The organism is Actinocorallia aurantiaca (assembly GCF_039533685.1).
Taxonomy (GTDB): domain Bacteria; phylum Actinomycetota; class Actinomycetes; order Streptosporangiales; family Streptosporangiaceae; genus Actinocorallia; species Actinocorallia aurantiaca.
Map to the genome: position 1 here is coordinate 148,063 of NZ_BAAATZ010000021.1, position 21,836 is coordinate 169,898.

Consider the following 21,836-nt stretch of genomic DNA (forward strand, 5'->3'; position numbering starts at 1 on the left):
GGTTCAGCCGTGCAGCAGCACCGCGATCAGCGTCCCGGCCAGCATGAACGGCCCGAACGGGAAGGACGATCCGCGCCCGGCCCGCCGGGTGACGAGCAGCGCGGCGCCCCACAGGCCGCCCAGCACGTGGATCGCCACGATCCCGGTGACGAACGCCTCCAGGCCGAGCCAGCCCAGCACCAGGCCGAGCGACGGCGCCAGCTTCACGTCCCCCAGGCCGATCTGGGACGGCGCGGCGAACCACAGCAGCCCGTAGACCAGCAGCAGCGCGCCCATCCCGTACAGCGCGCCCCGGAACGTGCCCGGGGCGCCGTCGTCGGGTCCCAGGAGCGCGGCCGCCCCGAGCAGGACGGCCAGGGCGGGAGGGAGCGGCAGCGTCAGCGGGTCGGGCAGCCGCAGCAGCTCGGCGTCGATGAAGGCCAGGAGCGTCCCGGCCAGGCCGAGGACGGCGAAGGCCGCCAGATCGGGGCGGGGTCCGAGCCGCCAGGCCAGCAGGGCCAGCACGGCTGCCGTGACCAGGGCTACCGGGGCGGGCCGCCGCCGGACGGGGTCGAACCAGGGATCCCGGGGGGAGGTCTGGGTCACCCGGGTGACCCTACCGGCGGGAGACCGCCAGTTCGACGCCTCCGACGATCCTGCCGCGCAGCACGTCGGCGAGCCTGTCGCCGACCCGCCGGACGGCGGCCTCCTCGTCCGCGCCGGGCTCCACGGTGAAGCGGACGGACAGCTCGGCGCCCTCGCCCGGGCCGACCCTGACACCGGTGACCCCGGCCTCCAGGCCGAACGCGGCCTCGATCGCGGCGAGCACCTCGGGGTCCTGGTGCGGCGGGGGCACCGGACGCCCCTCGGCCAGCAGGTGGAGGCGCACCCCGTCCACCGCGAACGGGATCGGCCCGGCGATGTCCAGGACCAGGGCCTCGGCCCCCTCGTCGAGCGCGGTCCGGCAGGCGTCGGCGGCGCGGACCGGCACCGGGCGGGCGTCCGGGCGCCACAGCTGGAGGGTCTTCAGCGAGGTGAAGCCGAGCACCCCGCGGCGGCCGTCCGCCCCCGTGATGGTCGGCAGCGCCATGTCGCTCTCCTTCTCCCGGCGCATCCCGTCGACGGTCTCCTCGGAGGTGAGGACGGCGACGATGGGGACCAGGACCCTGCTGCGGGACAGCGCGCCGAGTACGGCGTGCTCGCCTCCCTGGCCCGCGGCGTACGCGGTGAGCGCGGCGACCAGGGAGGCGTCGGCGCTCCCGTCGTCGTCGGGGAACTGGGGCTTGATGAGAGAGGGTCCGGACACGTCACGAAGGGTATAACCATCCTCCGCCGCGCCGAAGCCGGTTCCCGCGCGTCACAGGCCGTGCCGCAGGCGTGCCACCGCCTCGTCGATGACCTCGTCCTTCTTGCAGAAGGCGAACCGGACGTAATGCCGTCCTCGCGCGGGCTCCGCGTAGAACACCCCGGTGGGAATGCACACGACTCCGGCGAGACCGGGCAGGGCCCGGGCGAAGGCCTCGCCGTCCTCGTGGCCCAGCGGGCGCGGGTCCGCCTGGACGAAGTAGGTGCCCTGGGGCCGGTGGACGGTGAAGCCCGCCGACTCCAGCCCGGCCGAGAGCCTGTCGCGCTTGGCCTGCAGGGACGCGCGCAGCGCCTCCACCCAGCCGAGCTCGTGCCGGAGGCCGTGGGCGACGGCGTGCTGCCACGGCGCCGCGCCCACGTAGGTGAGGAACTGCTTGACCGTCCTGACGGCCTGGATGTACGGCTCGGGCGCGCACACCCAGCCGGTCTTCCAGCCGGTGACGGAGAACGTCTTGCCCGCCGAGGAGATCGTCACCGTCCGCTCCCTCATGCCGGGGAAGGAGGCGAGCGGCAGGTGCGCCGCGTCGTCGAACGTCAGGTACTCGTACACCTCGTCGGTGATCGCCGTCAGGTCGTGTTCGACGCAGATCCCGGCGACGAACCGCAGCTCGTCGGCGGTGAAGACCGTGCCGCACGGGTTGTGCGGGGAGTTGACGATGACGGCCTTCGTCCGGGCCGTCACGGCCCGGCGGAGTTCGTCGGGGTCGAAGGTGAAGCGGCCCGAGTCGGGCCGCAGGGTGACGGGGACGATGCGGGCCCCGGCCAGCGCGACCGTCGCGGCGTAGGAGTCGTAGAACGGCTCGAAGGCGATCACCTCGTCGCCGGGCCCGGCGAGGGCCAGGACGGCGGACGCGATCGCCTCGGTGGCGCCGACGGTGACGAGGACCTCGGTGTCCGGGTCGTAGGCCTGACCGTAGCGGGCGAGGCGCTGCTCGCTCACGGCCCGCCGCAGCTCGGGGATCCCGATGCCCGGCGGGTACTGGTTGTCGCCGGCGCGGACCGCCTCGACCGCCCGTTCCAGCACGCTCGCGGGCCCGCCCTCGTCGGGGAAGCCCTGTCCCAGGTTGATCGCCCCGGTCCGGACGGCCAGCGCGGACATCTCCGCGAAGATCGTCGTTCCGAAGCCCCGCATCCGCCCGACCAGTGGATCGCTCACGGCACCACCCTAGGCCTCAGGCGTCGCGCCGCAGGAAGAGCAGGTACGCCGGGACCAGCACCGCCGCCAGGTAGCAGCAGAAGACGAGGAGGCCGGGGAGCGGCGCGAGGTAGGTCTCGTTGGGGTCGACGACGGTGACGGCCGAGCCGGCCTGCGAGGGGATGAGCCGGCGGAGGGTCAGGCCCCATTCGCCGGGCAGGAACGCGGCGATGATCGGGATGACGAACATGAGGCCGACGATGGAGGTGATCGCGGCGGCGGTGTGCCGCAGCAGGACGCCGATGCCGAAGGCCAGCAGGGTGACGAGGGTCAGGTAGAGGCCGCAGCCGGAGACGGCGCGCAGGACTCCCGGCTCGCTCAGCGGGACGTCCAGGTCTCTTGCGGTGAAGAACAGCTGGCTGAGCAGGAAGCTGGCGAAGGCCGAGACCTGACCCACCACGAACGCGACGGCGCACAGCACGAGGGCCTTGGCCGCCAGGAAGCGGGTGCGGTCGGGCACCGCGGCGAGGGAGGCGCGGATCGTGCCCGTGGAGTACTCGGACGTCATGGTCAGCACGCCCAGGACGGACAGGACCAGCAGCCCGATGTTGGTGCCGGTCATCGCGTAGGAGGTGGGGTCGAACATCGCCCTGTCGCGTGCGGGCAGCCGGTCCCAGCTGGAGACGAGGGCCAGGGCCAGCAGCCCGCTCAGCCCGACCGAGACGACCAGGGTCGCCACGACCGTCCAGTAGGTGGAGCGCACCGACCGCAGTTTCAGCCACTCCGAGGCCACCATGTGGCCGAAGGCCGGGCGCCTGCGGGGAAGGGACTTGGCGGGCGCGACCGTCAGCGGCGGGTGCGGGTTCCTCATCGTCACGCCGCCTCCAGCGGGATGTCCGTGCGGTATTCGACGCTCTCGCCGGTCAGCCGCAGGAAGGCCTCCTCCAGGGACGCGCGGACGGGGCTCAGCTCGTGCAGCGGCACTCCGGCGCGCGCGGCGAGCTCCCCCACCGCGGGGGCGGACGCGCCGCCGACCCGGAACGCCCCGCCGTGCTCGCGCTCCACCCGCAGGCCGCGCCGGGCCAGCAGCGGGCACAGCACGTCCGGACGGGGGGTGCGCACCCGCAGGTAGTGCTCGGAGTTGGCCTCGATGAACTCCCTCATGCCGGTGTCGGCCAGGATCCGGCCCCGGCCGATGACCAGCAGGTGCTCGGCGGTCAGCGCCATCTCCGCCATGAGGTGGCTGGAGACGAAGACCGTCCGGCCCTCCGCCGCGAGGTTGCGCATGAGGGTGCGGATCCACAGGATGCCCTCGGGGTCGAGCCCGTTGACCGGCTCGTCGAAGATCAGCACGGCGGGGTCGCCGAGCAGCGCGGCGGCGATGCCGAGCCGCTGCCCCATGCCCAGGGAGAAGCCCCGGCAGGGGCGGTCGGCGACGGCGGTCAGGCCGACCACGGCCAGCACCTCCTCGACCCGCCCGGCGGGGATCGCGTTGGCCGCGGCCAGGCAGCGCAGGTGGTTGCGGGCGCTGCGCCCGCCGTGCACGGCCTTGGCGTCGAGCAGCGCGCCGACCTGGCGCAGCGGCGCGTGCAGGTCGCGGTAGGGCCTGCCGCCCACCAGCGCGGTGCCCGCGGTGGGCCGGTCCAGGCCGAGGATCATCCGCATCGTGGTGGACTTGCCCGCCCCGTTGGGCCCCAGGAACCCGGTGACCACCCCGGGCCGGACGGTGAAGTCCAGCCGGTCGACCGCCGTCCTGCCGCCGTAGCGTTTACTCAGACCCCGCACTTCGATCACAGCCTCGGTCTACCAGCGGATCTGGGCGCGTCGCGGAGGGTGCGGAAAAAGCGGACCGGGAATTTACCCGGCTGTTCGGCGGTTGTCCCGACCGTGAAGATCGACATCTTTTCCGACATCGTCTGCCCCTGGTGCTACCTCGGCCAGGCCCGGATGCGGGCCGCTCTGAAGGACTTCCCCGGGGAGGTGGAGGTGTCCTGGCGCCCCTTCCAGCTCGACCCCTCGGCTCCGGTCCGGGACGGCGGCCTGGCCTCCGACTGGCTGCGCGAGAAGTTCGGCGGCGCCGACAAGGTCGCCGCCGCGAACGACCAGATGCGCGCGCTGACCGCCGCGGAGGGGCTGCCGTACGAGCCCGGGCTGACCCGGCGGTCCAACACCGTCCCGGCGCACCGCGTGGTCTGGCTGGCCGGCGAGGCCGGCGACCGCGCCGTCCAGGACGCCGTGGTCTCGCGGCTCTTCCGGGCCCACCACGCCGAGGGCCTGGACGTCTCGGACGAGGAGACGCTGGCCGCGCTGGCCGGCGAGGCCGGGCTGCCCGGCGTGCGGGTGCGGGAGATGTTCGCCTCCCAGGAGGGCATGGCCGAGATCGGCGCCGACCTGGAGAACGCCAGGGCGCTGGGCATCACCGGGGTGCCGTTCTTCCTGTTCGAGGGGCAGTGGGCGGTCTCGGGCGCCCAGTCCACCGAGGTCCTGTCCGCCGCCCTGACCGAGGTCGCCGGCAAGCTCGGCTGAGTCCGGGCGGCCCCGCCGCACCGGGTCCGGCCGCGGCGGGCACCCTCGGTCCCTCCCCCGGCCGGGGACAGGCGATACTTCTGGTCCGGAGGTGTTCACCGATGTCCGGACCGCTCGACGGGGTTCTCGTCGTGGATCTCAGCCGGGTGGTGGCGGGGCCGCACGCTACCCAGACGCTCGGCGACCTCGGCGCGCGCGTGGTCAAGGTGGAGCAGCCGGGCGGGGACGAGACCCGCGGCTGGGGCCCTCCGTTCGCCGGCGGGGTGAGCACGTACTACCTGTCGTGCAACCGCAACAAAGAGTCGATCGTCCTCGACCTCAAGGATCCCGCGGACCTGGACGTGCTGCTGCGGCTGGTCCGCCGGGCCGACGTGCTGGTGGAGAACTTCCGCACCGGGGTGATGGACCGGCTCGGCCTGGGCTTCGAGCGGCTGCTGGAGGTCAACCCCCGGCTGGTCGTCATGTCGGTCACCGGCTTCGGGCACGACGGGCCCGAAGGCGGACGACCGGGATACGACGCGATCGTGCAGGGCGAAGCGGGCCTGATGAGCGTCACGGGACCTCCGGGGCTGCCCAGCAAAGTCGGAATGACCGTCGCCGACATGCTCGCGGCGCAGAACGTCGTCGCCGGAGTGCTCGCCGCGCTGTACGAGCGCACGAAGACGGGACGCGGCCAGGTCGTCCGGACGTCCCTGCTGGCCTCCGTGGTGGGCGCGCACGGCTTCCAGGGAACGCGTTGGACGGTCGCCCGCGAGGTGCCCGAGTCACTCGGCAACGACCACCCGTCCCTGGCCCCGTACGGGACGTTCCGGTGCGCGGACGGGATGCTGCAGATAGGCGTGGCCAACCAGTCCATCTGGCGGAGGTTCGCTCCCGTCGTGGGGCTGGAGCCGGACGACCCCAGGTTCGCGGAGCTGCCCGACCGCACCCGGCGCAGGCCCGAACTGACCGCGGAGATCGAGAAGGCCCTCGCCGCGGAGCCCCGCGAGGTCTGGCTGGCCCGTTTCGCCGAGGCCGGGGTCCCCGCCGGGTCGATCCGCTCCCTGGACGAGGTGTACGCCTGGGAGCAGACCCGCTCCCAGGGCCTGGTGGTCACCGTGGACCATCCGGAGCTCGGCGAGATCGAGCTGCCCGGGCCCGCGCTGCGTTTCGACGGGCACCGGCGGGAGCACTCCCCGCCGCCTCTGCTGGGCGAGCACGACGCGTCCATACGGGCCTGGCTGGACGAACAGAACACACACGACGAGACGGAGGGCTGAGGGCATGGCGCTGCTGGGCGGAGACGAAGGACGGCCGCTGCGCGTCGCGGGCGAGGAGGTCACCCGTGAGGAGCTGTTCGCCCGCGCCTCGGTCGTCGCCGGGCGCGTCGGCGGGGCCCGCGCGGCGGCGGTGAACGCCGCCGCCACCCTCGACACCGTGGTCGCGGTGGTCGGCGGCCTGCTGGCGGGGGTGCCGGTGGTCCCGGTGCCGCCGGACTCCGGGCCTGCCGAGCGCGACCACATCCTCACCGACTCCGGCGCCGAACTGCTCCTGGGCGACGGCGACTTCGGGCTTCCGTCCGTCCCCGTCACCGGGCCCGGCACGGCTTCCGCCTCCGGTTCTCCCGAGCCGCCGGGCGGCGAGACCGCGATGATCCTCTACACCAGCGGCACGACCGGCCCGCCCAAGGGCGTGATGGTCTCCCGCGACGCGATCGCCGCCGACCTCGACGCGCTCGCCGAGGCCTGGGACTGGACCGCCGACGACACCCTCGTCCACGGGCTGCCGCTCTTCCACGTCCACGGCCTCGTCCTGGGCGTGCTGGGAGCCCTGCGCACCGGCTCCGCCCTCGTGCACACCGGACGGCCGACGCCCGAGGCGTACGCGGCGGCCCGGGGCACCCTGTACTTCGGCGTGCCCACGGTCTGGTCCCGCGTGGTGGAGTCCGGGGCGGCGAAGGAGCTGCGCGGCGCGCGGCTGCTGGTCTCCGGCAGCGCGGGCCTGCCCGCCCCCGTCTTCGAGGCGCTGGAGGCGATGTCGGGGCACCGCGCCGTCGAGCGCTACGGCATGACCGAGACGCTCATCACCGTCAGCGCCCGCCATGACGGGGAGCGCCGCCCCGGCCAGGTCGGCCTGCCCCTCCGAGGGGTGGACACCCGGCTCGTCGCCGAGGACGGCGGACCCGTCGCCCACGACGGCGAGAGCCCCGGCGAGCTGCTCGTGCGCGCCCCGACGGTCTTCAACGGCTACCTGAACCGGCCGGAGGCCACCGCCGAGGCCCTGCGGGACGGCTGGTTCCGCACCGGCGACATCGCGACGATCGCCCCCGACGGCTGGCACCGGATCGTCGGGCGGGCCTCCACCGACCTGATCAAGAGCGGCGGCTACCGCATCGGCGCGGGCGAGATCGAGGCGGCGCTGCTGGCCCACCCCGCCGTCCGGGAGGCCGCCGTGATCGGCACCCCGCACCCGGACCTGGGCGAGCAGGTGACGGCGTTCGTCGTCGTCTCCGACGCGGTGGGCGAGCGGGAGCTCATCGACTTCGTGGCCGGCGGCCTGTCCGTCCACAAGCGGCCCCGCGCCGTCCGCCTGGTCGGCTCGCTGCCGCGCAACGCGCTCGGCAAGGTGCAGAAGAAGCTGCTCCCCGGGCTCTGACGGGACCGAAGCGACGGACCGGGCCGCCGCGCCCGGCGGGGCGGGTGGTTGAATCGGGAGCGTGGAAGATCGCGGAACCGCCCGGCGGCTCATCGACCTGACGCTCGACCCGGGCAGCTGGCGCTCCTGGGACGTCCCGCCCCGGCAGCCGCCCGGTTACGAGGACGCGCTCGCCGCCGCCGCGGAGCGGTCCGGCGTCGACGAGGCGGTCCTCACCGGCGAGGGCCTCCTGGACGGGCGCCGGGTCGGCCTCGTCGTCAGCGAGTTCGGCTTCCTCGCCGGATCGATCGGGGTCGCCACCGCCGACCGGATCGTCGCCGCGGTCGAACGGGCCACCCGCGAGGGCCTGCCCCTGCTGGCCGCGCCGTCCTCCGGCGGAACCCGCATGCAGGAGGGCACCTTCGCGTTCGTGCAGATGGCGCGGATCACCGCCGCCGTCATGACGCACCGCAAGGCCCGCCTGCCCTACCTGGTCTACCTCCGGCACCCGACCACCGGGGGCGTCCTGGCCTCCTGGGGGTCCCTCGGCCACGTGACGGTCGCCGAGCCCGGCGCGCTCATCGGCTTCCTCGGCCCCCGGGTGTACGAGGGGCTGTACGGCGAGCCCTTCCCCGAGGGCGTGCAGCGGGCGGAGAACCTCGCCGCCCGCGGCCTGGTGGACGCCGTCGTCGCCCCCGAGGACCTGCGCCCGATCGCCGCGCGGGCCCTGAACGTCCTGATGCCTCCCCGGGTCCCGCACGCCCCCCTGTACCGCTACGCCCGGCCCATGGGCGAGCCGCCCGGCGCCTGGGAGTCGGTCCTGCGCACCCGCCGGGACGACCGTCCCGGCGTACGGGAACTGCTGGACGAGGCCGCCGACGTCAGCCTTCTGTCGGGCACCGGCGAGGGCGAGAACGACCCGGGCCTGCTCCTGGCGCTGGCCCGGTTCGGCGCGGCCCGCTGCGTGGTCGTGGCCCAGGACCGGCGCAGCCAGCGCGGCGGCCATCCGATCGGCCCCGCCGGGCTGCGGGTCGCGCGGCGCGGCATGCGGCTCGCCGCCGAGCTGGGGCTGCCGCTGGTCACCGTGGTCGACACGCCCGGCGCGGTGCTGTCCGCCGACGCCGAGAACCGGGGCCTGGCCGGGGAGATCGCCCGCTGCCTGGCCGACCTGATCACCCTGGACACCGCGACCGTCTGCCTGCTGCTGGGCGAGGGCGCGGGCGGCGCCGCGCTGGCCCTGCTGCCCGCCGACCGGGTGCTGTGCGCCGAGCACGCCTGGCTGTCGCCGCTGCCGCCCGAGGGCGCGTCCGTCATCGTCCACCGCACGCGCGACGGGGCCGCCGGGCTCGCCGAGTCCCAGGGCATCCGCGCCGCCGACCTGCTGGAGCGCGGCATCGTCGACTGGATCGTCTCCGAGCAGCCATTCGCGCTGGCCGGCGAGCTGGAGACCGCCGTGCTGGCGTCCTGCTCCCTGCCGCCGGACGACCGCGCGGCGGCCCGCGCCGCCCGCTTCGACCGCCCCGCCTAGAGCCTGCGGTGCTCCAGGGACGGCAGGACGCGCCGGACCTCGTCCGTCAGCGCCAGGTCCACCGGGAGGGTGCGGACGGCGGGGAACGGGCCCAGATCGGTGACGACCGTGCCCATCGGGTCGACCAGCAGGCTGCGGCCCACGCCGGTGCGGAGGCCGTGCGGCGGATCCGTCCGGTCGGGGGCCCTGTCCACGGCGACCGTCCAGATGGTGTTCTCGATCGCGCGGGCCCGCACCAGGGTCGTCCAGTGCTCCTCCTTGAAGGGGCCCTGCGCCCAGGCCGCGGTCACCACCAGCATCTGCGCCCCCCGGTCCACCAGGGCGCGCGCCAGTTCGGGGAACCGGATGTCGTAGCAGGTGACCAGGCCGATCCGGACGCCGCAGACCTCCACCACGACGGGCTCCCCTCCCGGCGCGACCGTGTCGGACTCGGCGAAGGCGAACGCGTCGAACATGTGGATCTTCCGGTAGGAGCCGAGCAGCTCCCCGGAAGATCCGACCACCACGACGGTGTTGTAGGCGCGCCCGTCGGGCGCGGGTTCGAAGACCCCGGCCACCAGCGCGGTGCCGTACTCCGCGGCGGCCTCTCTCAGCCCCGTCACGAACGCCCCGTCCAGGGGCTCGGCGACCCGCCGCAGGCTGTTGCCGAACCGGATCATCGTGGCCTCGGGGAAGACCGCCAGATCGGCGTCCTCCGCCCGCGCCAGCGCCTCGCGCACCGCGGCCAGGTTGGCCTCCGGCTCGTCCCCCACCTCGATCTGGCACAGAGCTACTCGCATGGGGCCAGTCTGCCCTGCCCGCCCCGCGCGACCGAGACGGCATCCCGTCTCTCCGGGGAACGGCGGGGCCCGCTCTAGTAATCTCGCCTGGTCCGCAAGTTTTCTAAGGAGCCTGAAGACATGGCGCTTGAACGCCCTGAGATCGACTTCCCCGAGGGCCAGCCGCCCGCCAACCTCGAGATCACCGACCTGGTGGTCGGGGACGGGGACGAGGCGACCCGCGGCAGCCAGGTGACGGTGCAGTACGTCGGCGTGGCGCACTCCACGGGCGAGGAGTTCGACTCGTCCTGGAACCGGAACGAGCCGTTCGTCTTCCCGCTCGGCGGCGGACGCGTCATCAAGGGCTGGGACATGGGGGTCGTCGGCATGAAGGTCGGCGGCCGCCGCCGCCTCGTCATCCCCCCGCACCTGGGCTACGGCCAGCGGGGCGCGGGCGCGGCCATCAAGCCGGGCGAGACGCTCATCTTCGTGGTGGACCTCCTCGCGGTGAAGTAGGCGTGAGGGCGGGGGCCCGGGTCAGGAGCCCGGGCCCCCGCCCGCTCGCGGGATCTGCAGCACGGACTCGTCCAGGGCGCCGCAGGCCACGCCGCGCTGGAGGCGCTCCATGAGGTGGGGCGCGGGATCGGAGGCCGCCCTGATCTTGTCGACGGTGGCGTCCACGCCGCTGAGGTGGAAGTCGAACAGGGCGGCGTAGCGGGCGGTCAGGTGGGCGGGGTGCAGGTCCCAGCTCTGGTAGAAGCCGTGCGCAAGGGAGTGCCTGACGCCGGTGACGTGGGCCTGCCAGCAGGCGGCGATCTCGTCGCCGCCCTCGTCGCGGGGGATCATGTGCGACGGGCCGTCCGACAGCCGGATGCCGCGTCCGGCGACGGACGTCTGCAGGACGTGGCGGGCGAAGTCGCAGGCCGGGTGGTCCAGCCGCTGCTCCTCGTGGGGCAGCCCCAGCGCCGCGGTGTAGGAGGCGGCGCCGAAGTGCACGGTGCCGATCCTGCCCTGGCCGGAGGTGAGGATCCGCCGGATGCCCAGGCCGCCGCGGTGGTCGGCCAGCACCTGGGGCAGGTCGATCTGGATCTCGAAGTGCAGCACGCCTCCCGGCAGGCCCAGCGCGGCCTCGAGCCGGTCGAGGTAGTCGGTGAACACGCCGACCTGCGCGGCGTCCGCGACGTCGGGCAGGGTGATGGTGAAGCCGCCGGGCAGCCGGCCGAGCCGGTCGCGCAGCGAGGTGAGGAAGCCGTCGAGGGTGCGCATCGCCCGCTCGTGCCCGCCGCCGGAGAACGACTTGACGCGCACCCCCCAGAAGTGCGGGAGCCGCTGGGCGTTGTAGGAGGCGGCGACGGCCTCGACCGCCTGGGCGACGTGGGCGTCCTCCTCGTCCTCGCCGCGCGTCCCGTAGGCGCCGGCGAAGTCGATGCGGAGGTCCTCGACGGGCTCGCGGGCGAGCTTGGCGGCGACCCGCGAGCGGATCATCCCGGCCAGGCTCGGATCGAGCATGAAGGTGGTGCCGAAGGAGCCGTCGCCCGGCGTGTGCTTGTTCAGCAGCCGCAGCGCCCGCCCGCCCCATTCGGCCGGGGTGTCCGCGGAGAACTCGTCGGCGGGGACGAACACCGTGTGGACTGGTTGGCGGCCCCCGCTGGATCCGGGGAACTGGCTGGCTAGGTCGGCGGCCAGGGCGCGTACCCGCTCCGCCAGATCGTCGGTCTTCGACAGGCTGAGGTTCACAGGGAAATGATCCCCCAAGATCCGGAGAATGTGTCCCCCGGTTTCAAGGTGATGAGGTCGACACCGGTGTTGAAGGCGTTGGGCGGGCAGGTCATCGGTTCGACGGCCAGTCCGGTCCGCGCCTTTTCTCCGGGAAGGTCGTCCGCGGTGTAGAGCTGGAGCCAGGGGTGGTTCTCGTCGGCCCACAGCCCGACGGTGCGGCCTCCGCCGCTGAGCCCCACCCACACCCGCCCCTCCCCGTACGGCAGCCCCGTGTAGGCGGTGTCGATGCGGCGGTCGCCGAAGCGGCCGCCCGCGGTCAGGTCGTAGCGGGTGCCGGTGACGGGGACGGGCGCCCCGGACGGGATGAGCCGGTCGTTGACGGGCTGGTAGTGGGTGGCGCCGAACGTCACGGTGCACTTGTCCAGCGGCAGCCCCACGGTGAGGTAGGGGTGCGCGCTCTGCCCGTAGGGCGCGTTGCGGGTGCCGGAGTTGGTGGCCGAGAGCGTCGCGGTCAGCCCCCGTTCGGCGTCGAGCGCGTAGGTGACGGCCAGGTCGAGCCGGTAGGGGTAGCCGGGGCGGCCGAGGATCCGGTGGCGCAGGGTCACGCTGGAGTCGCCGTGCTCGCCGGCCGTCCAGGACTCCCAGCGCACCAGCCCGTGGATCGCGCAGTCGCGTTCGGGCTCGGTGACGGGGGTGCGCTGCTCGGCGCCCTCGAAGACGTAGACCCCGCGGTCGATCCGGTTGGGCCAGGGCGCCAGGAGCTGGCCGAAGGCCGCCGGGACCACGTCGTCGGGGTCGTGTTCCAGGACCAGGGGCCGTCCGCCGCGGGTGAGGGAGCGCAGCGTCCCGCCCTGCTCGGTGACGACCGCCCGGTAGGGGCCGGCGGTGATGGTGTGCTGGGTGCCGGTGAGCGTCATGCCGCCATTGTCGCGGACCGCTCCCCGCCCAAGATCCCTGAGGCTGTCACAGTTAGCTGGCCGCTCCGTGGACAGTCTTCTATCTCCCCTTATTTCTGGGGAAATTTTACGAACTATAGGTGCCGGTCCGAACACGGACGGGCGGCCAGGCCGAACCGGGCCAGCACCGCCTCCTCCTCGCCGGGCGCCGCCGAGACCACGGGAGTCGCCAGCCGCCGGGCCGCCTCCCTCAGCAGCTCCGAGACCTCCGGCGGCGGGCGCTCCGCCGCGATCACCACGACGGTGACGGCCGGATCCCCGTCCAGGGCGACCAGCGCCTGGAGGGTGGAGCGCCCGCACACCGCGGCCGACAGGTCGCGGGCTCCCACCGGCAGCACCCGGCCGCCCTCCCCGGCGAGGGCCAGCAGACGCAGCACCCGGCCGGTCGCCTCCGCGCCGACCCCCACGATCCCGAACCTCCCGGGCGGCAGCGCGCCGGGCTGGGCGCCGGGGCCCAGCACCAGCCTGCCCCTGGCGGCCGCCTCGTCCTTCAGCGCGATCTCCTCGGCGAGGGACAGCTCCATGCCGGGCAGCAGCACGTCACGTCCCCGCCGCAGCAGCGCGACCGCCTCGCGGAAGGCTTGCGGCCCTGCGACCGGGACCGGTTCGCTCACGCAGAGGCCAGCCTGGAGGACGGCCGGTTGAGCGCGAGCACCGCCCTGCTTCCCGCGAGCAGGCCCCAGGCCAGGTCCGCGCCGGAGTAGCGGCTGGAGGCCACCAGCCTGCGCACGGCGGGCGCCAGCGCCTCGTGCCCGGCCAGGGCGCGCAGCACCGCCCCCGCCTCGCCGCTGGGCTGCCCCGCCGCCGCGCAGTGCAGCAGGGAGGCCGACAGCGAGGTGGTCCGGGTCTCGGCGTCGGTGGTGACGGCCGCGCCGAGCCAGTCGGCCAGCCACACCGCGCGCGCTCCTCCGGCCGTCACCTCGCCGAGCAGCCGCAGCGAGAGCAGCATCCCCGCGATCACGTCGTCGCCGCTGGGGGTGAGGCCGGGGCCGAGCCCGACGATCCGCTCGGCCGCCTGCACCGCCTGGGCCAGGTCGCCCGACGCGCAGCCCGACGCCAGCGCGGCGGGGCCGGAATGCCCGGCCAGCCCGCAGGCGCGCGGGTCCAGCGCGGCCTCCAGCAGCATCGCCCCGTGCCGCAGCCTCGCCTCGGGCAGCGGCCCGAGCACCGGGCGCGGGTCCCACCAGCGCCGCACCCTGACGCGCAGGCCGCCGGCCTCCGCGTGCCCGTCCCCGATCCAGCCCGCGTCGCCCTCGCGCACTCCGGCGAAGGGCTGCTGCCTGACCCCCGCCGGGACCACGATGGAGTTGGCCGGGCGCATGCCGTCGGACCCGACGAGCGCCACGACGCGGGGTTCGCAGCCCCCGTTGATCCGCAGATAGGCGGCCGAGGGGAAGACCGCGATCACCCTGGCGGACCGGCGCGGCCGTTCCACCGCCTCCCGTACGGCCAGCCCGGCCGCCCCTGGAACCGGGGCGCGGACCGGCTCGGCACCGGGGTCCGGCGCGACCGGCTGGGGTCCGGTCCTGAGAGCGGGATCGCTCCGTTCGATCACCGGATCGCCTCCGTCTTTGTGATGTCAACGGGACGTTAACCGTATGACCAAGATCGCCGTATGGAGAAACTTGCCAAGGATACTTGCCCTTATTCGTCTTTCTTGTGAAAGTTGTCGCGCCATGGAGAACCGAACAGACCTCTGGACCAGACGCACCGGCGAGAACCACGCCCTCCCGCCCCGGCTGCGGCTGGCCAGCACCGGCACCCTCACCTACGGGCTGCCCGTCCGGGAGGTCCTGGGCGTCTCCACCCTGGCCGACGCCGTACTCGTCGCCGGCGCCGCCGGGCTCGACCGGGTGGTGCAGCGCCTCAACGTCATGGAGGTGCCCGACGTCCTCGCCTGGGTCAAGCCCAACGAGCTGCTGCTGACCACCGGCTACCCGCTGCGCAACCGCCCCGCCGCGCTCGGCCACCTGGTGACCGGGCTGAACGAGCGCGACGTCGCGGCGCTGGCCGTCAAACCCGGCGCCTACCTCGACGAGCTGCCCGCCGAGATGATCGCCCAGGCCGACCGGCTCGGCTTCCCCCTCATCCAGCTGCCCGAGCACGTCGGCTTCGACGACATCCTCAACCAGGTGCTCACCGACATCCTCAACCGGCAGGCGGCGATCCTCGCCCGCACCGAGGAGGTGCACCGTGCGCTCGTCCAGATCGTCCTGTGCGGGGGCGGGCTGCGCGAGGTGACCGAGGAGCTGGCCGCGCTGCTGGGCGGCGCCGTCCTCACCCTGGACGGCGAGCAGCGCGTCCTGGCGCGGGCCGGCGACCCGCAGGACCTGCGCTCCCTGGAGGACTGGCTGGACGGCCTCCCCACACCCGGGCTGCACGGCGACCGCCTGGCGGTGCCGGTCGCCGCGGGCGGCCTCGACCACGGGCTCATCGCCGCGTACTGCCCCGGCGGCGACCTCAGCGAGACCGAGGTCGGCATCCTGGAGCGCGCCGCCACGGTCGCGGCGCTCGTCATCACCAAGCAGCAGGCCGTCGCGGCGGTGGAGGGCAAGTACCGGGCCGACTTCCTGCGCGACGTGCTCGCCGGACGTGCTGGCGAGGGCTCCCGTGTCATGGCGCGCTGCGCCGGGTTCGGCTGGGACCTGGACCGGCCCGTCGCGGTGGTCGTCGCCTCACTGGACCTGGACCCCGCCGGCCCCGACCCCGCCACCGGGGCCGTCAGCGCCTCCGGGGCCGGCAACGCGGACGACGAGGCGGCCAAGCTCGCGCAGGAGCGGTTCGCCGCGGCCTGGACCGCGGCGGTGCGCCGCAGGGACCGGTCCGCCGCGGTGGCCTCCTTCGCCCGCGAGATCGTCGCGATCGTCGGCCTGCCCGCGATCGGCGACCTGCAGGACCTGGTGAACGGGCTGGTCCGCGAGGTCTCCTCAGGGGAGTCGCTGGTGTTCTCCACCGGCGTCAGCAGGTCGGTGAAGACCCCCGAGAGGCTGCCCGACGCCTACGACCAGGCGGTCAAGGCGGTGCGGGTGGGCCGGCAGATGCACGGCCCCGGCGCGACCGCGCACTTCGACTCGCTCGGCGTCTACCGGCTGCTCAGCCTGGTGGAGGACACCGCCGAACTGCACTCCTTCGTCCGGGAGACGCTGGGCGAGCTCGCGGAGGACGCCGACACCGAGGCCGCCGACCTGCGCCGCACGCTGCAGGTGCTGCTGGAGACCAACCTGAACGTGGCCGAGACCGCGCGCAGGCTGCACTTCCACTACAACACGCTGCGCTACCGCATCGGCAAGCTGGAGCGGCTGCTGGGCCCCTTCACCGAGGACCCGCACCTGCAGCTGAACCTCAACCTCGCGCTCCAGGTGCTGCGGATGCGCGGGATCTGACGCTCAGCCCTTCGCGTTGCCGCCCAGGGACTCCGGCAGGTAGTTCTCGACGGCGGCGGGCTTGAAGCCCTGCTCGCGGATCCAGCCGAGGATCGTCCGCATCTGCGCGGCGAGGCCCTTGCGGTAGTGCATGAGGATGATGTCGCCGGGCTTGAAGCCCTGGCCGCCGTCGCCGCGCACGAAGGCGTCCCGGACCCCTTGCGGCGACGTCGTGCCGTTGTAGTACTCCGCCGACCACAGCAGCACGGACTTCATGCCGCACTCCTTGACCACCTGCCGCGTCGTGTCGTTGTAGCTGCCGAACGGCGGCCGGAAGATGGTCGGACGGCGGCCGTACTGCTCCTCGATCTTGTCCGAGGCGCCGCAGATCTCCTGGCGCTGCCCCTCGGGGCCGAGCACTCCGAGGTTCTTGTGGTTGACGCTGTGGTTCTCCATGCGGGAGCCGGCGCTCTTCAGCGCCCAGAAGTACGGCCCGTGCTGCGGGATGTAGACCGAGGTGAGGAAGGTCAGGATGGGGACCTTCTCCTGGCGGACGATCTCGACGAACTCCGCGTCGTACTCGTAGCCGTCGTCGATGGTCAGGAAGACGACCTTCTCCTGCGTCTCGATCCGGCTGATGACGGGCGGCAGCCCGTCGGCGGACGGCTGCGGGAGCGTCCACGAGCCGGGTGCCGGCGCGGGCCAGGACCGGTCGGAGAACACCGTCCGGTACTCCGCCTTCATCTCCTCGACGTCGGGGCCGTTGACGGCCTGGACCCGGACCGAGGGCCACACCCCGGCGGCCACCGCCAGGACAGCCGCCACCGCACTGGAGAGGAGGGGGAAACCACCGCGCATGGCGAACAATCTCGCACACCCCGGTGATCGCTGGCGAATCCGGCACGCCGGTCCTCCGGAGGAAGTTTCCCCGGACGAACCCGGCGGAAGACCGCAGAGCGGGACCGGCGAATCTCACCGCGCCCGCCCCGGGGCGGTTAGGGTCGAGAGATGCTGAGGATCGCGGCGGTACTGCTGGCCACGGACGAGGACGCCGTGGCCCTCATCGACGGCGAACGCAGGGTCGACCGGGACGTCCGGACGCTGCGCGAGGGCGGCTGCGGCCCGATCGCGGTGGTCACCGGCGCGGTGCCGATCGAGGTGCTCGGCGGGCTGATCGTGCCCGACCCGCGCTGGCGGGACGGGCCGGAGTCCAGCGTCCGGGCCGGGCTGGCCGCGCTGCCGCCGCGCACCGGCAGCGCCCTCCTGGCCCGCACCGGGGCTCCCGGGCTGACCCCGGGGGCGGTCCGGCAGGCGATCGAGGCGGGGGCGCGGCCTCCCGCCGATCTCGATCTCGAACATACGGCGGGTCCGGTCCTCCTCGACCTGAGCCACCGCGCGAACCGCATACCCTGATTGCCGATTGACTTGGTATGGATTGGTGGAGCATCCTGAGATGGTGCTGCGTGAAGACTCGTTCCGAGTACAACAGGTCCGCGACGCCGGCCGACCGGGCACCGGCGAGGATTTCGAGATGCGCTGGGAGTCCATGCGCGGAGTCGGCCACCACACCCCCGCGGACCAGTTCTTCGTCCGCAGCCACAGCGGCGTGCCCGAGATCGACCCTCGGACGTGGACGATGCGGCTGCACGGCGACGGCCTGCGCGGCGGCCCCGTGGAGTTCGACCTCGAGGACCTGCGCGCGCTGCCCTCGCACTCGGCGACCGCGTTCATCGAGTGCGCCGGCAACGGCCGCAGCCTCTACACCGTCCAGCAGAACCAGCGGGTGGAGGGCACCCCCTGGGGCCTGGGCGCGATCGGCGTGGCCCACTGGACGGGCGTCCCGCTGTCGGTGCTGCTGGAGCGGGCCGGCATCCGCGACGACGCGGTGGACCTCCTCCCCCGCGGCCTGGACCGCCCCTTCGTCCGCGACGGAGTGGACTACGGGCGCGTCCGCAGGCCGCTGCCGGTCTCCAAGGCGATGAAGGACGTCCTGGTCGCCTACGAGATGAACGGCCACCCCCTGCGGCCCGAGCACGGCTTCCCCGCACGGCTCGTCGTGCCCGACTGGGTGGGCGTCGCCTCGATCAAGTGGCTCGGCGACGTCGAGGTGTCCACCGGCCCGCTGCACTCCCCCTGGGACACCGACTTCTACCGGCTGTTCGGGCTGGGGCACCCGCCAGAGGGCAGCGCCCCGCTGACCACGGTGCCGATCAAGAGCGCCTTCGAGATCTCCCCCCAGGCCAAGATCGCCAAGGGCCGCGAGTACCTGCTGACCGGGCGCTCCTGGTCGGGCAACGGCGCGATCCGCTCGGTCGAGGTGAGCACCGACGGCGGCGGCGAATGGCGGCCCGCCCGCCTCGTCGGCCCCCGCCAGGCGCACACCTGGGCCCAGTGGGAGTTCCCCTGGTCCCCCGAGCGGCGCGGCCCCGCCCAGCTCATGGCCCGTGCGACGGACGAGCTCGGCGTCACCCAGTCCCTCGGCGCCCCCTACAACTCCAAGGGCTACCTCTTCGGCGCGGTCGTCCGCCACCCCGTCACGGTCGTCTAATCCGCGTCGGGCTCCGGTTCCGGAAGCGGCTTCCGCGGGTGGAACATGCTCCAGACGAGGAAGCACAGGCCGAACGCCAGCATCGCCAGGCCGACCCACAGGTTGATGTCCACGCCCTGGGCCTTCTGGCGGGCGGCGGGGCTGTCGATGAGGCCGACGATCGTCAGGATGACGCCGTAGATGGCGAAGAGGCCGCCGATGACGACCCGGATGTCGAGCAGGTTGGCCAGCAGTTCGGCGAGCAGACGGCGCATCTCGGGCTCCTACCAGAACGGGATGTAGCAGGCCAGGGACAGGACGAGCGCGCCGAGGCCCAGCTTGACCGGCGAGCGGTACCACTTCTCGTCGCCGGCCACGGAGTCGTCGGGACGGTCGCTGGGCAGGCCCCGCACCAGGCCTCTCAGCTCCTCGTCCGGCTTGACCGTGCGCGCCGTCGCGAGGCTGATCGCGACGGACACGACGATGTCCACGACGAACGCGATGCCCGCGCCCCAGAAACTGGCGTTGAGCTCCGTACCGTAGAAGTCCTCCAGCGGCCCCGCCAGGAACAGCAGGTAGGACGTGACGGCGCTGAGCGTGCCGATCAGCAGCCCCCAGAAGCCCGCCCAGGGCGTCATCTTCCGCCACGCGAGGCCGAGGATGAAGGTGGCGAACAGCGGCGCGTTGAAGAACGAGAACAGCTGCTGCATGTAGCCCATGATGTTGCTGTACTGGGCGGCGATGAACGCCGTCAGGATGCCGCCGACCACCGCCACGACGGTCATCCACCGGCCGGTCGACACGTAGTAGGCGTCGGGGCGGCCCTTGCGCAGATGCCCCCGCCAGATGTCGTAGGTGAAGACCGTGTTGAAGCCCGAGACGTTCGCCGCCATGCCCGCCATGAACGAGGCGAGCAGTCCGGTGAGGGCGACCCCCAGCACCCCGGTCGGCAGCAGGTCCCCCATGAGCAGCGGGATGGCGTTGTTGTAGGTGGCGCCGGGCTCGCTCAGCGCGGGGAAGACCACCAGCGCGATCATGCCGGGGACCACCGTGAGCACCGGGATGACGATCTTGGGGTAGGCCGCGACGATCGGGGTGAGCCGGGCGGCCGTGTTGTTCTTGGCCGACAGGCCGCGCTGGACCTCGGCGAAGTTCGTCGTCCAGTACCCGAACGACAGGACGAAGCCCAGGCCCAGCAGGATGCCCAGCCAGCTCGCCTGCATCGGGTTGTCCGCGGCGGACCCGGTGTCGGCCCAGGTGTGCAGGCCCGGGTCGCCCAGCGGCGAGTCGTCCCTGATCCGGTCGGCGAGCCCGGAGGGGCCGCCGACCTTGATCAGCCCGAGGACCACCAGCGGGATCAGCCCCGCGATGATCACGAAGAACTGCAGCACCTCGTTGTAGATAGCCGACGACAGGCCGCCCAGCGTGATGTACGCCAGCACGAACACCGCCGCGACCACCACCGAGACCGGCAGCGGCCAGCCGACCAGGGCCCGCATCACCAGCCCCAGCGCGTACAGGTTGATGCCCGCGATGAGGATCTGCGCGATCGCGAAGGTCACCGCGTTCAGCAGCTGGGTCTGGGAGTTGAACCGGCGGCGCAGGAACTCCGGCACGCTGTGCACGCCGGAGCGGTAGTAGAACGGCATCATCACGATGCCGAGGAAGACCATCGCCGGGACCGCGCCGATCCAGTAGTAGTGCGTGGTCATCAATCCGTACTGGGCGCCGTTGGCGGCCATGCCGAGGATCTCGGTCGCGCCGAGGTTGGCCGACAGGAACGCCAGGCCGGTGATCCAGGCGGGCAGCGAGCGCCCCGACAGGAAGAAGTCCACGCTGGTGCGGATCGTCACCCGTGCCGCGAAGCCGATCCCGAGCACGGTCGCGAAGTAGATCGCGAGGATCAGGTAGTCCAGGGCGGTGACGTCGAGCCTGAGGTCGTCCTGGGCGGCGGGAAGGATCACCTGCCGTGCATTCCCGCCGCGGACGCCCCCCAGCGGGAACTGAAGCGATCTTGACCGAGGTCAGCGGGGTTCTTGGGCCTCGCCGCGTTCGGCGATCAGCTGCTTCAGCTCCGAGACCGCCGTCCAGGCGGCCTCCCCCTCGGAGCCCTGGATGCCGACGGCGCCCTTGGAGGTGCCGTCGGCGAGGTCCAGGTAGGGCCAGGGGGCGCCGCGCTCGAACGAGACGTCCACCACCTCGGCCCAGCTGTAGCGGTGGGTGCGCAGCGGGTTGACGACGACCAGGCCCTCGTCGTCCGCGGTGACCCGGGCCCGGGCGACCATCACGAGGATGGCCGCCACGAACACGCCGAACAGGACGATGCCGATCCGGTCGACCAGCTTGAAGGTCTCGGCGATCCCGATGGCCAGCCAGATCATGAGCGCCATGATCAGGGCCGCCATCGAGAAGGCCATCGCCCGGGTGCGCCGGGGCCGCCAGGTCTTGCCGGTCACAGGTCCCCGCTAGTCGATGATCTTCGAGATCGGGATCTCGAGGATGTCGCGGCCGCCCGCGGCCTTGACGTTCGGAATGAGCTCGTTGATGCCCACCTTGGCCACGACGCTCTCCACCGCGAACATCTCGCCGCCCGCCAGCGGCGTGACGGTCGGAGAGGCCATGGAGGGCACCACGTTCAGGACGTCCTGCAGCTGGCCCGCGGGCACGTTCAGCTTGATCAGCACGTTGCCGCGGGCCCGGATGACGCCCTGCAGCAGCAGCGCGATGTCCTCCATCGCGGCGCGCTTCTCAGGGTTCTCGTAGGCCTCGCGGTTGGCGACCAGCTCGGTGTAGCTGACCAGCAGGGTGTCGAGGATGCGCAGTCCGTTCTTGCGCAGCGACGAGCCGGTCTCGGTCAGGTCGACGATCACGTCGACGATGTCGGGGACCTTGGCCTCGGTGGCGCCGTAGGACGGCACGACCTTGGCCTTGACGCCGTGCTGCGCCAGGAAGCGGTCGGTCAGCGCCGGGAACTCGGTGGAGATGCGCACGCCGTCCGGCAGGTCGGAGACCTTCTGCCAGGGGGCGTCCTGCGGCACCGCCATGATGACCCGCACCGGGTTGGAGGTGGCCTTGGAGTACTTCAGCTCGCCGAGCGAGACGACGTCCGCGTTCGTCTCGGAGATCCAGTCGCGGCCGGTGATGCCCAGGTCGAACAACCCCTGCTCGAGGTAGGTCGGGATCTCCTGCGGGCGCAGGACCCTGACCTTGTCGATGCGCGGGTCGTCGATGGAGGCGCGGTAGTCGCGGTCGCTGGAGCGCCGGACGCTCAGGTCGGCGGCGTTGAACAGCTCGAAGGTCGCCTTTTCCAGCGAACCCTTGGGAAGCACGAGGGAGAGCACAGTGATGCCTTTCAGTGACGGTCAGGA

Annotated in this window: 23 protein-coding genes; 8 read left to right on the forward strand and 15 right to left on the reverse strand. The window is 73.0% G+C overall.

Annotation, left to right across the window (positions count from 1 at the left end):
• Window positions 1-3 precede the first annotated feature (3 nt).
• Genes ABD327_RS24900 through ABD327_RS24920 form a run of 5 tightly spaced genes read right to left on the reverse strand, consistent with a single transcriptional unit; the run spans window position 4 to window position 4,273 of the window.
• On the reverse strand, window positions 4-585 hold the full coding sequence (locus ABD327_RS24900; RefSeq protein ID WP_344453224.1) for a prepilin peptidase: 582 nt from the start codon (window positions 583-585) through the stop codon (window positions 4-6).
• A 10-nt stretch (window positions 586-595) separates the two neighbouring features.
• Window positions 596-1,285, reverse strand: coding sequence for an SseB family protein (locus ABD327_RS24905; RefSeq protein WP_344453227.1), 690 nt, complete (start codon window positions 1,283-1,285; stop codon window positions 596-598).
• Between the two features lie 51 nt (window positions 1,286-1,336).
• A complete protein-coding gene (locus ABD327_RS24910) occupies window positions 1,337-2,500 on the reverse strand; it encodes a pyridoxal phosphate-dependent aminotransferase (protein ID WP_344453229.1) in 1,164 nt (387 codons plus the stop codon).
• 16 nt (window positions 2,501-2,516) lie between these two features.
• Entirely contained in the window at window positions 2,517-3,350 is an 834-nt protein-coding gene (locus ABD327_RS24915) for an ABC transporter permease (RefSeq protein WP_344453551.1), read from the reverse strand.
• 2 nt (window positions 3,351-3,352) lie between these two features.
• Complete coding sequence (locus ABD327_RS24920) at window positions 3,353-4,273, reverse strand: ATP-binding cassette domain-containing protein (RefSeq protein ID WP_344453231.1); 921 nt, start codon at window positions 4,271-4,273, stop codon at window positions 3,353-3,355.
• 93 nt (window positions 4,274-4,366) lie between these two features.
• Between ABD327_RS24920 and ABD327_RS24925 the strand changes: the two genes are divergently transcribed.
• The 4 genes from ABD327_RS24925 to ABD327_RS24940 all read left to right on the forward strand — a co-directional run bounded on the left by ABD327_RS24925 (window position 4,367) and on the right by ABD327_RS24940 (window position 9,146).
• The gene (locus ABD327_RS24925) at window positions 4,367-5,005 is read left to right on the forward strand and encodes a DsbA family oxidoreductase (RefSeq protein ID WP_344453234.1); all 639 of its coding nucleotides are present in this window, start codon (window positions 4,367-4,369) and stop codon (window positions 5,003-5,005) included.
• A 101-nt stretch (window positions 5,006-5,106) separates the two neighbouring features.
• Window positions 5,107-6,264, forward strand: coding sequence for a CaiB/BaiF CoA transferase family protein (locus ABD327_RS24930; RefSeq protein ID WP_344453236.1), 1,158 nt, complete (start codon window positions 5,107-5,109; stop codon window positions 6,262-6,264).
• A 4-nt stretch (window positions 6,265-6,268) separates the two neighbouring features.
• Window positions 6,269-7,639, forward strand: a complete 1,371-nt coding sequence (locus ABD327_RS24935) for an acyl-CoA synthetase (RefSeq protein WP_344453238.1) — start codon at window positions 6,269-6,271, stop codon at window positions 7,637-7,639.
• A gap of 61 nt (window positions 7,640-7,700) precedes the next feature.
• Window positions 7,701-9,146, forward strand: a complete 1,446-nt coding sequence (locus ABD327_RS24940; RefSeq protein ID WP_344453241.1) for a carboxyl transferase domain-containing protein — start codon at window positions 7,701-7,703, stop codon at window positions 9,144-9,146.
• On the opposite strand, the gene ABD327_RS24945 is transcribed toward ABD327_RS24940, so the two are convergent.
• Window positions 9,143-9,925 (reverse strand): carbon-nitrogen hydrolase family protein, encoded by a 783-nt coding sequence (locus ABD327_RS24945; protein WP_344453244.1) that lies wholly within the window; start codon window positions 9,923-9,925, stop codon window positions 9,143-9,145. The genes ABD327_RS24940 and ABD327_RS24945 overlap by 4 nt on opposite strands.
• Window positions 9,926-10,045: 120 nt before the next feature.
• Here ABD327_RS24945 and ABD327_RS24950 point away from each other — a divergent pair, with 120 nt between their 5' ends.
• Window positions 10,046-10,420, forward strand: a complete 375-nt coding sequence (locus ABD327_RS24950) for an FKBP-type peptidyl-prolyl cis-trans isomerase (protein ID WP_344453247.1) — start codon at window positions 10,046-10,048, stop codon at window positions 10,418-10,420.
• 21 nt (window positions 10,421-10,441) lie between these two features.
• On the opposite strand, the gene ABD327_RS24955 is transcribed toward ABD327_RS24950, so the two are convergent.
• The 4 genes from ABD327_RS24955 to ABD327_RS24970 form a co-directional block, all read right to left on the reverse strand.
• Window positions 10,442-11,641 carry a DUF6986 family protein gene (locus ABD327_RS24955; RefSeq protein ID WP_344453249.1) on the reverse strand — a complete coding sequence of 400 codons (1,200 nt, stop codon included), beginning with the start codon at window positions 11,639-11,641 and terminating at the stop codon, window positions 10,442-10,444.
• Complete coding sequence (locus tag ABD327_RS24960; protein ID WP_344453251.1) at window positions 11,638-12,540, reverse strand: aldose 1-epimerase family protein; 903 nt, start codon at window positions 12,538-12,540, stop codon at window positions 11,638-11,640. Before ABD327_RS24960 ends, ABD327_RS24955 begins: the two co-directional genes overlap by 4 nt.
• A gap of 113 nt (window positions 12,541-12,653) precedes the next feature.
• On the reverse strand, window positions 12,654-13,193 hold the full coding sequence (locus ABD327_RS24965) for an AllF/FdrA family protein (protein ID WP_344453254.1): 540 nt from the start codon (window positions 13,191-13,193) through the stop codon (window positions 12,654-12,656).
• A complete protein-coding gene (locus ABD327_RS24970; protein ID WP_344453256.1) occupies window positions 13,190-14,134 on the reverse strand; it encodes an oxamate carbamoyltransferase subunit AllH family protein in 945 nt (314 codons plus the stop codon). The genes ABD327_RS24965 and ABD327_RS24970 overlap by 4 nt, the downstream gene beginning before the upstream one ends.
• A gap of 121 nt (window positions 14,135-14,255) precedes the next feature.
• Between ABD327_RS24970 and ABD327_RS24975 the strand changes: the two genes are divergently transcribed.
• On the forward strand, window positions 14,256-15,962 hold the full coding sequence (locus tag ABD327_RS24975) for a PucR family transcriptional regulator (protein WP_344453259.1): 1,707 nt from the start codon (window positions 14,256-14,258) through the stop codon (window positions 15,960-15,962).
• Window positions 15,963-15,965: 3 nt separating this feature from the next.
• On the opposite strand, the gene ABD327_RS24980 is transcribed toward ABD327_RS24975, so the two are convergent.
• Window positions 15,966-16,799, reverse strand: coding sequence for a polysaccharide deacetylase family protein (locus ABD327_RS24980; RefSeq protein WP_344453262.1), 834 nt, complete (start codon window positions 16,797-16,799; stop codon window positions 15,966-15,968).
• Window positions 16,800-16,949: 150 nt separating this feature from the next.
• On the opposite strand from ABD327_RS24980, the gene ABD327_RS24985 reads away from it, so the two are divergent.
• Together ABD327_RS24985 and ABD327_RS24990 are read left to right on the forward strand one after the other, a co-directional pair.
• Entirely contained in the window at window positions 16,950-17,354 is a 405-nt protein-coding gene (locus tag ABD327_RS24985) for an NTP transferase domain-containing protein (protein ID WP_344453264.1), read from the forward strand.
• Window positions 17,355-17,394: 40 nt separating this feature from the next.
• On the forward strand, window positions 17,395-18,489 hold the full coding sequence (locus tag ABD327_RS24990) for a sulfite oxidase (RefSeq protein WP_344453266.1): 1,095 nt from the start codon (window positions 17,395-17,397) through the stop codon (window positions 18,487-18,489).
• Here ABD327_RS24990 and ABD327_RS24995 read toward each other — a convergent pair.
• Genes ABD327_RS24995 through hisG form a run of 4 tightly spaced genes read right to left on the reverse strand, consistent with a single transcriptional unit; the run spans window position 18,486 to window position 21,809 of the window.
• On the reverse strand, window positions 18,486-18,743 hold the full coding sequence (locus ABD327_RS24995; protein WP_344453268.1) for a hypothetical protein: 258 nt from the start codon (window positions 18,741-18,743) through the stop codon (window positions 18,486-18,488). The two genes, ABD327_RS24990 and ABD327_RS24995, sit on opposite strands and share 4 nt — an antisense overlap.
• A gap of 9 nt (window positions 18,744-18,752) precedes the next feature.
• A complete protein-coding gene (locus tag ABD327_RS25000; RefSeq protein ID WP_344453270.1) occupies window positions 18,753-20,432 on the reverse strand; it encodes a sodium:solute symporter family protein in 1,680 nt (559 codons plus the stop codon).
• A 60-nt stretch (window positions 20,433-20,492) separates the two neighbouring features.
• Window positions 20,493-20,924, reverse strand: coding sequence for a PH domain-containing protein (locus ABD327_RS25005; RefSeq protein WP_344453272.1), 432 nt, complete (start codon window positions 20,922-20,924; stop codon window positions 20,493-20,495).
• Between the two features lie 9 nt (window positions 20,925-20,933).
• A complete protein-coding gene (hisG, locus tag ABD327_RS25010; RefSeq protein WP_344453274.1) occupies window positions 20,934-21,809 on the reverse strand; it encodes an ATP phosphoribosyltransferase in 876 nt (291 codons plus the stop codon).
• Between the last annotated feature and the right edge of the window lie 27 nt (window positions 21,810-21,836).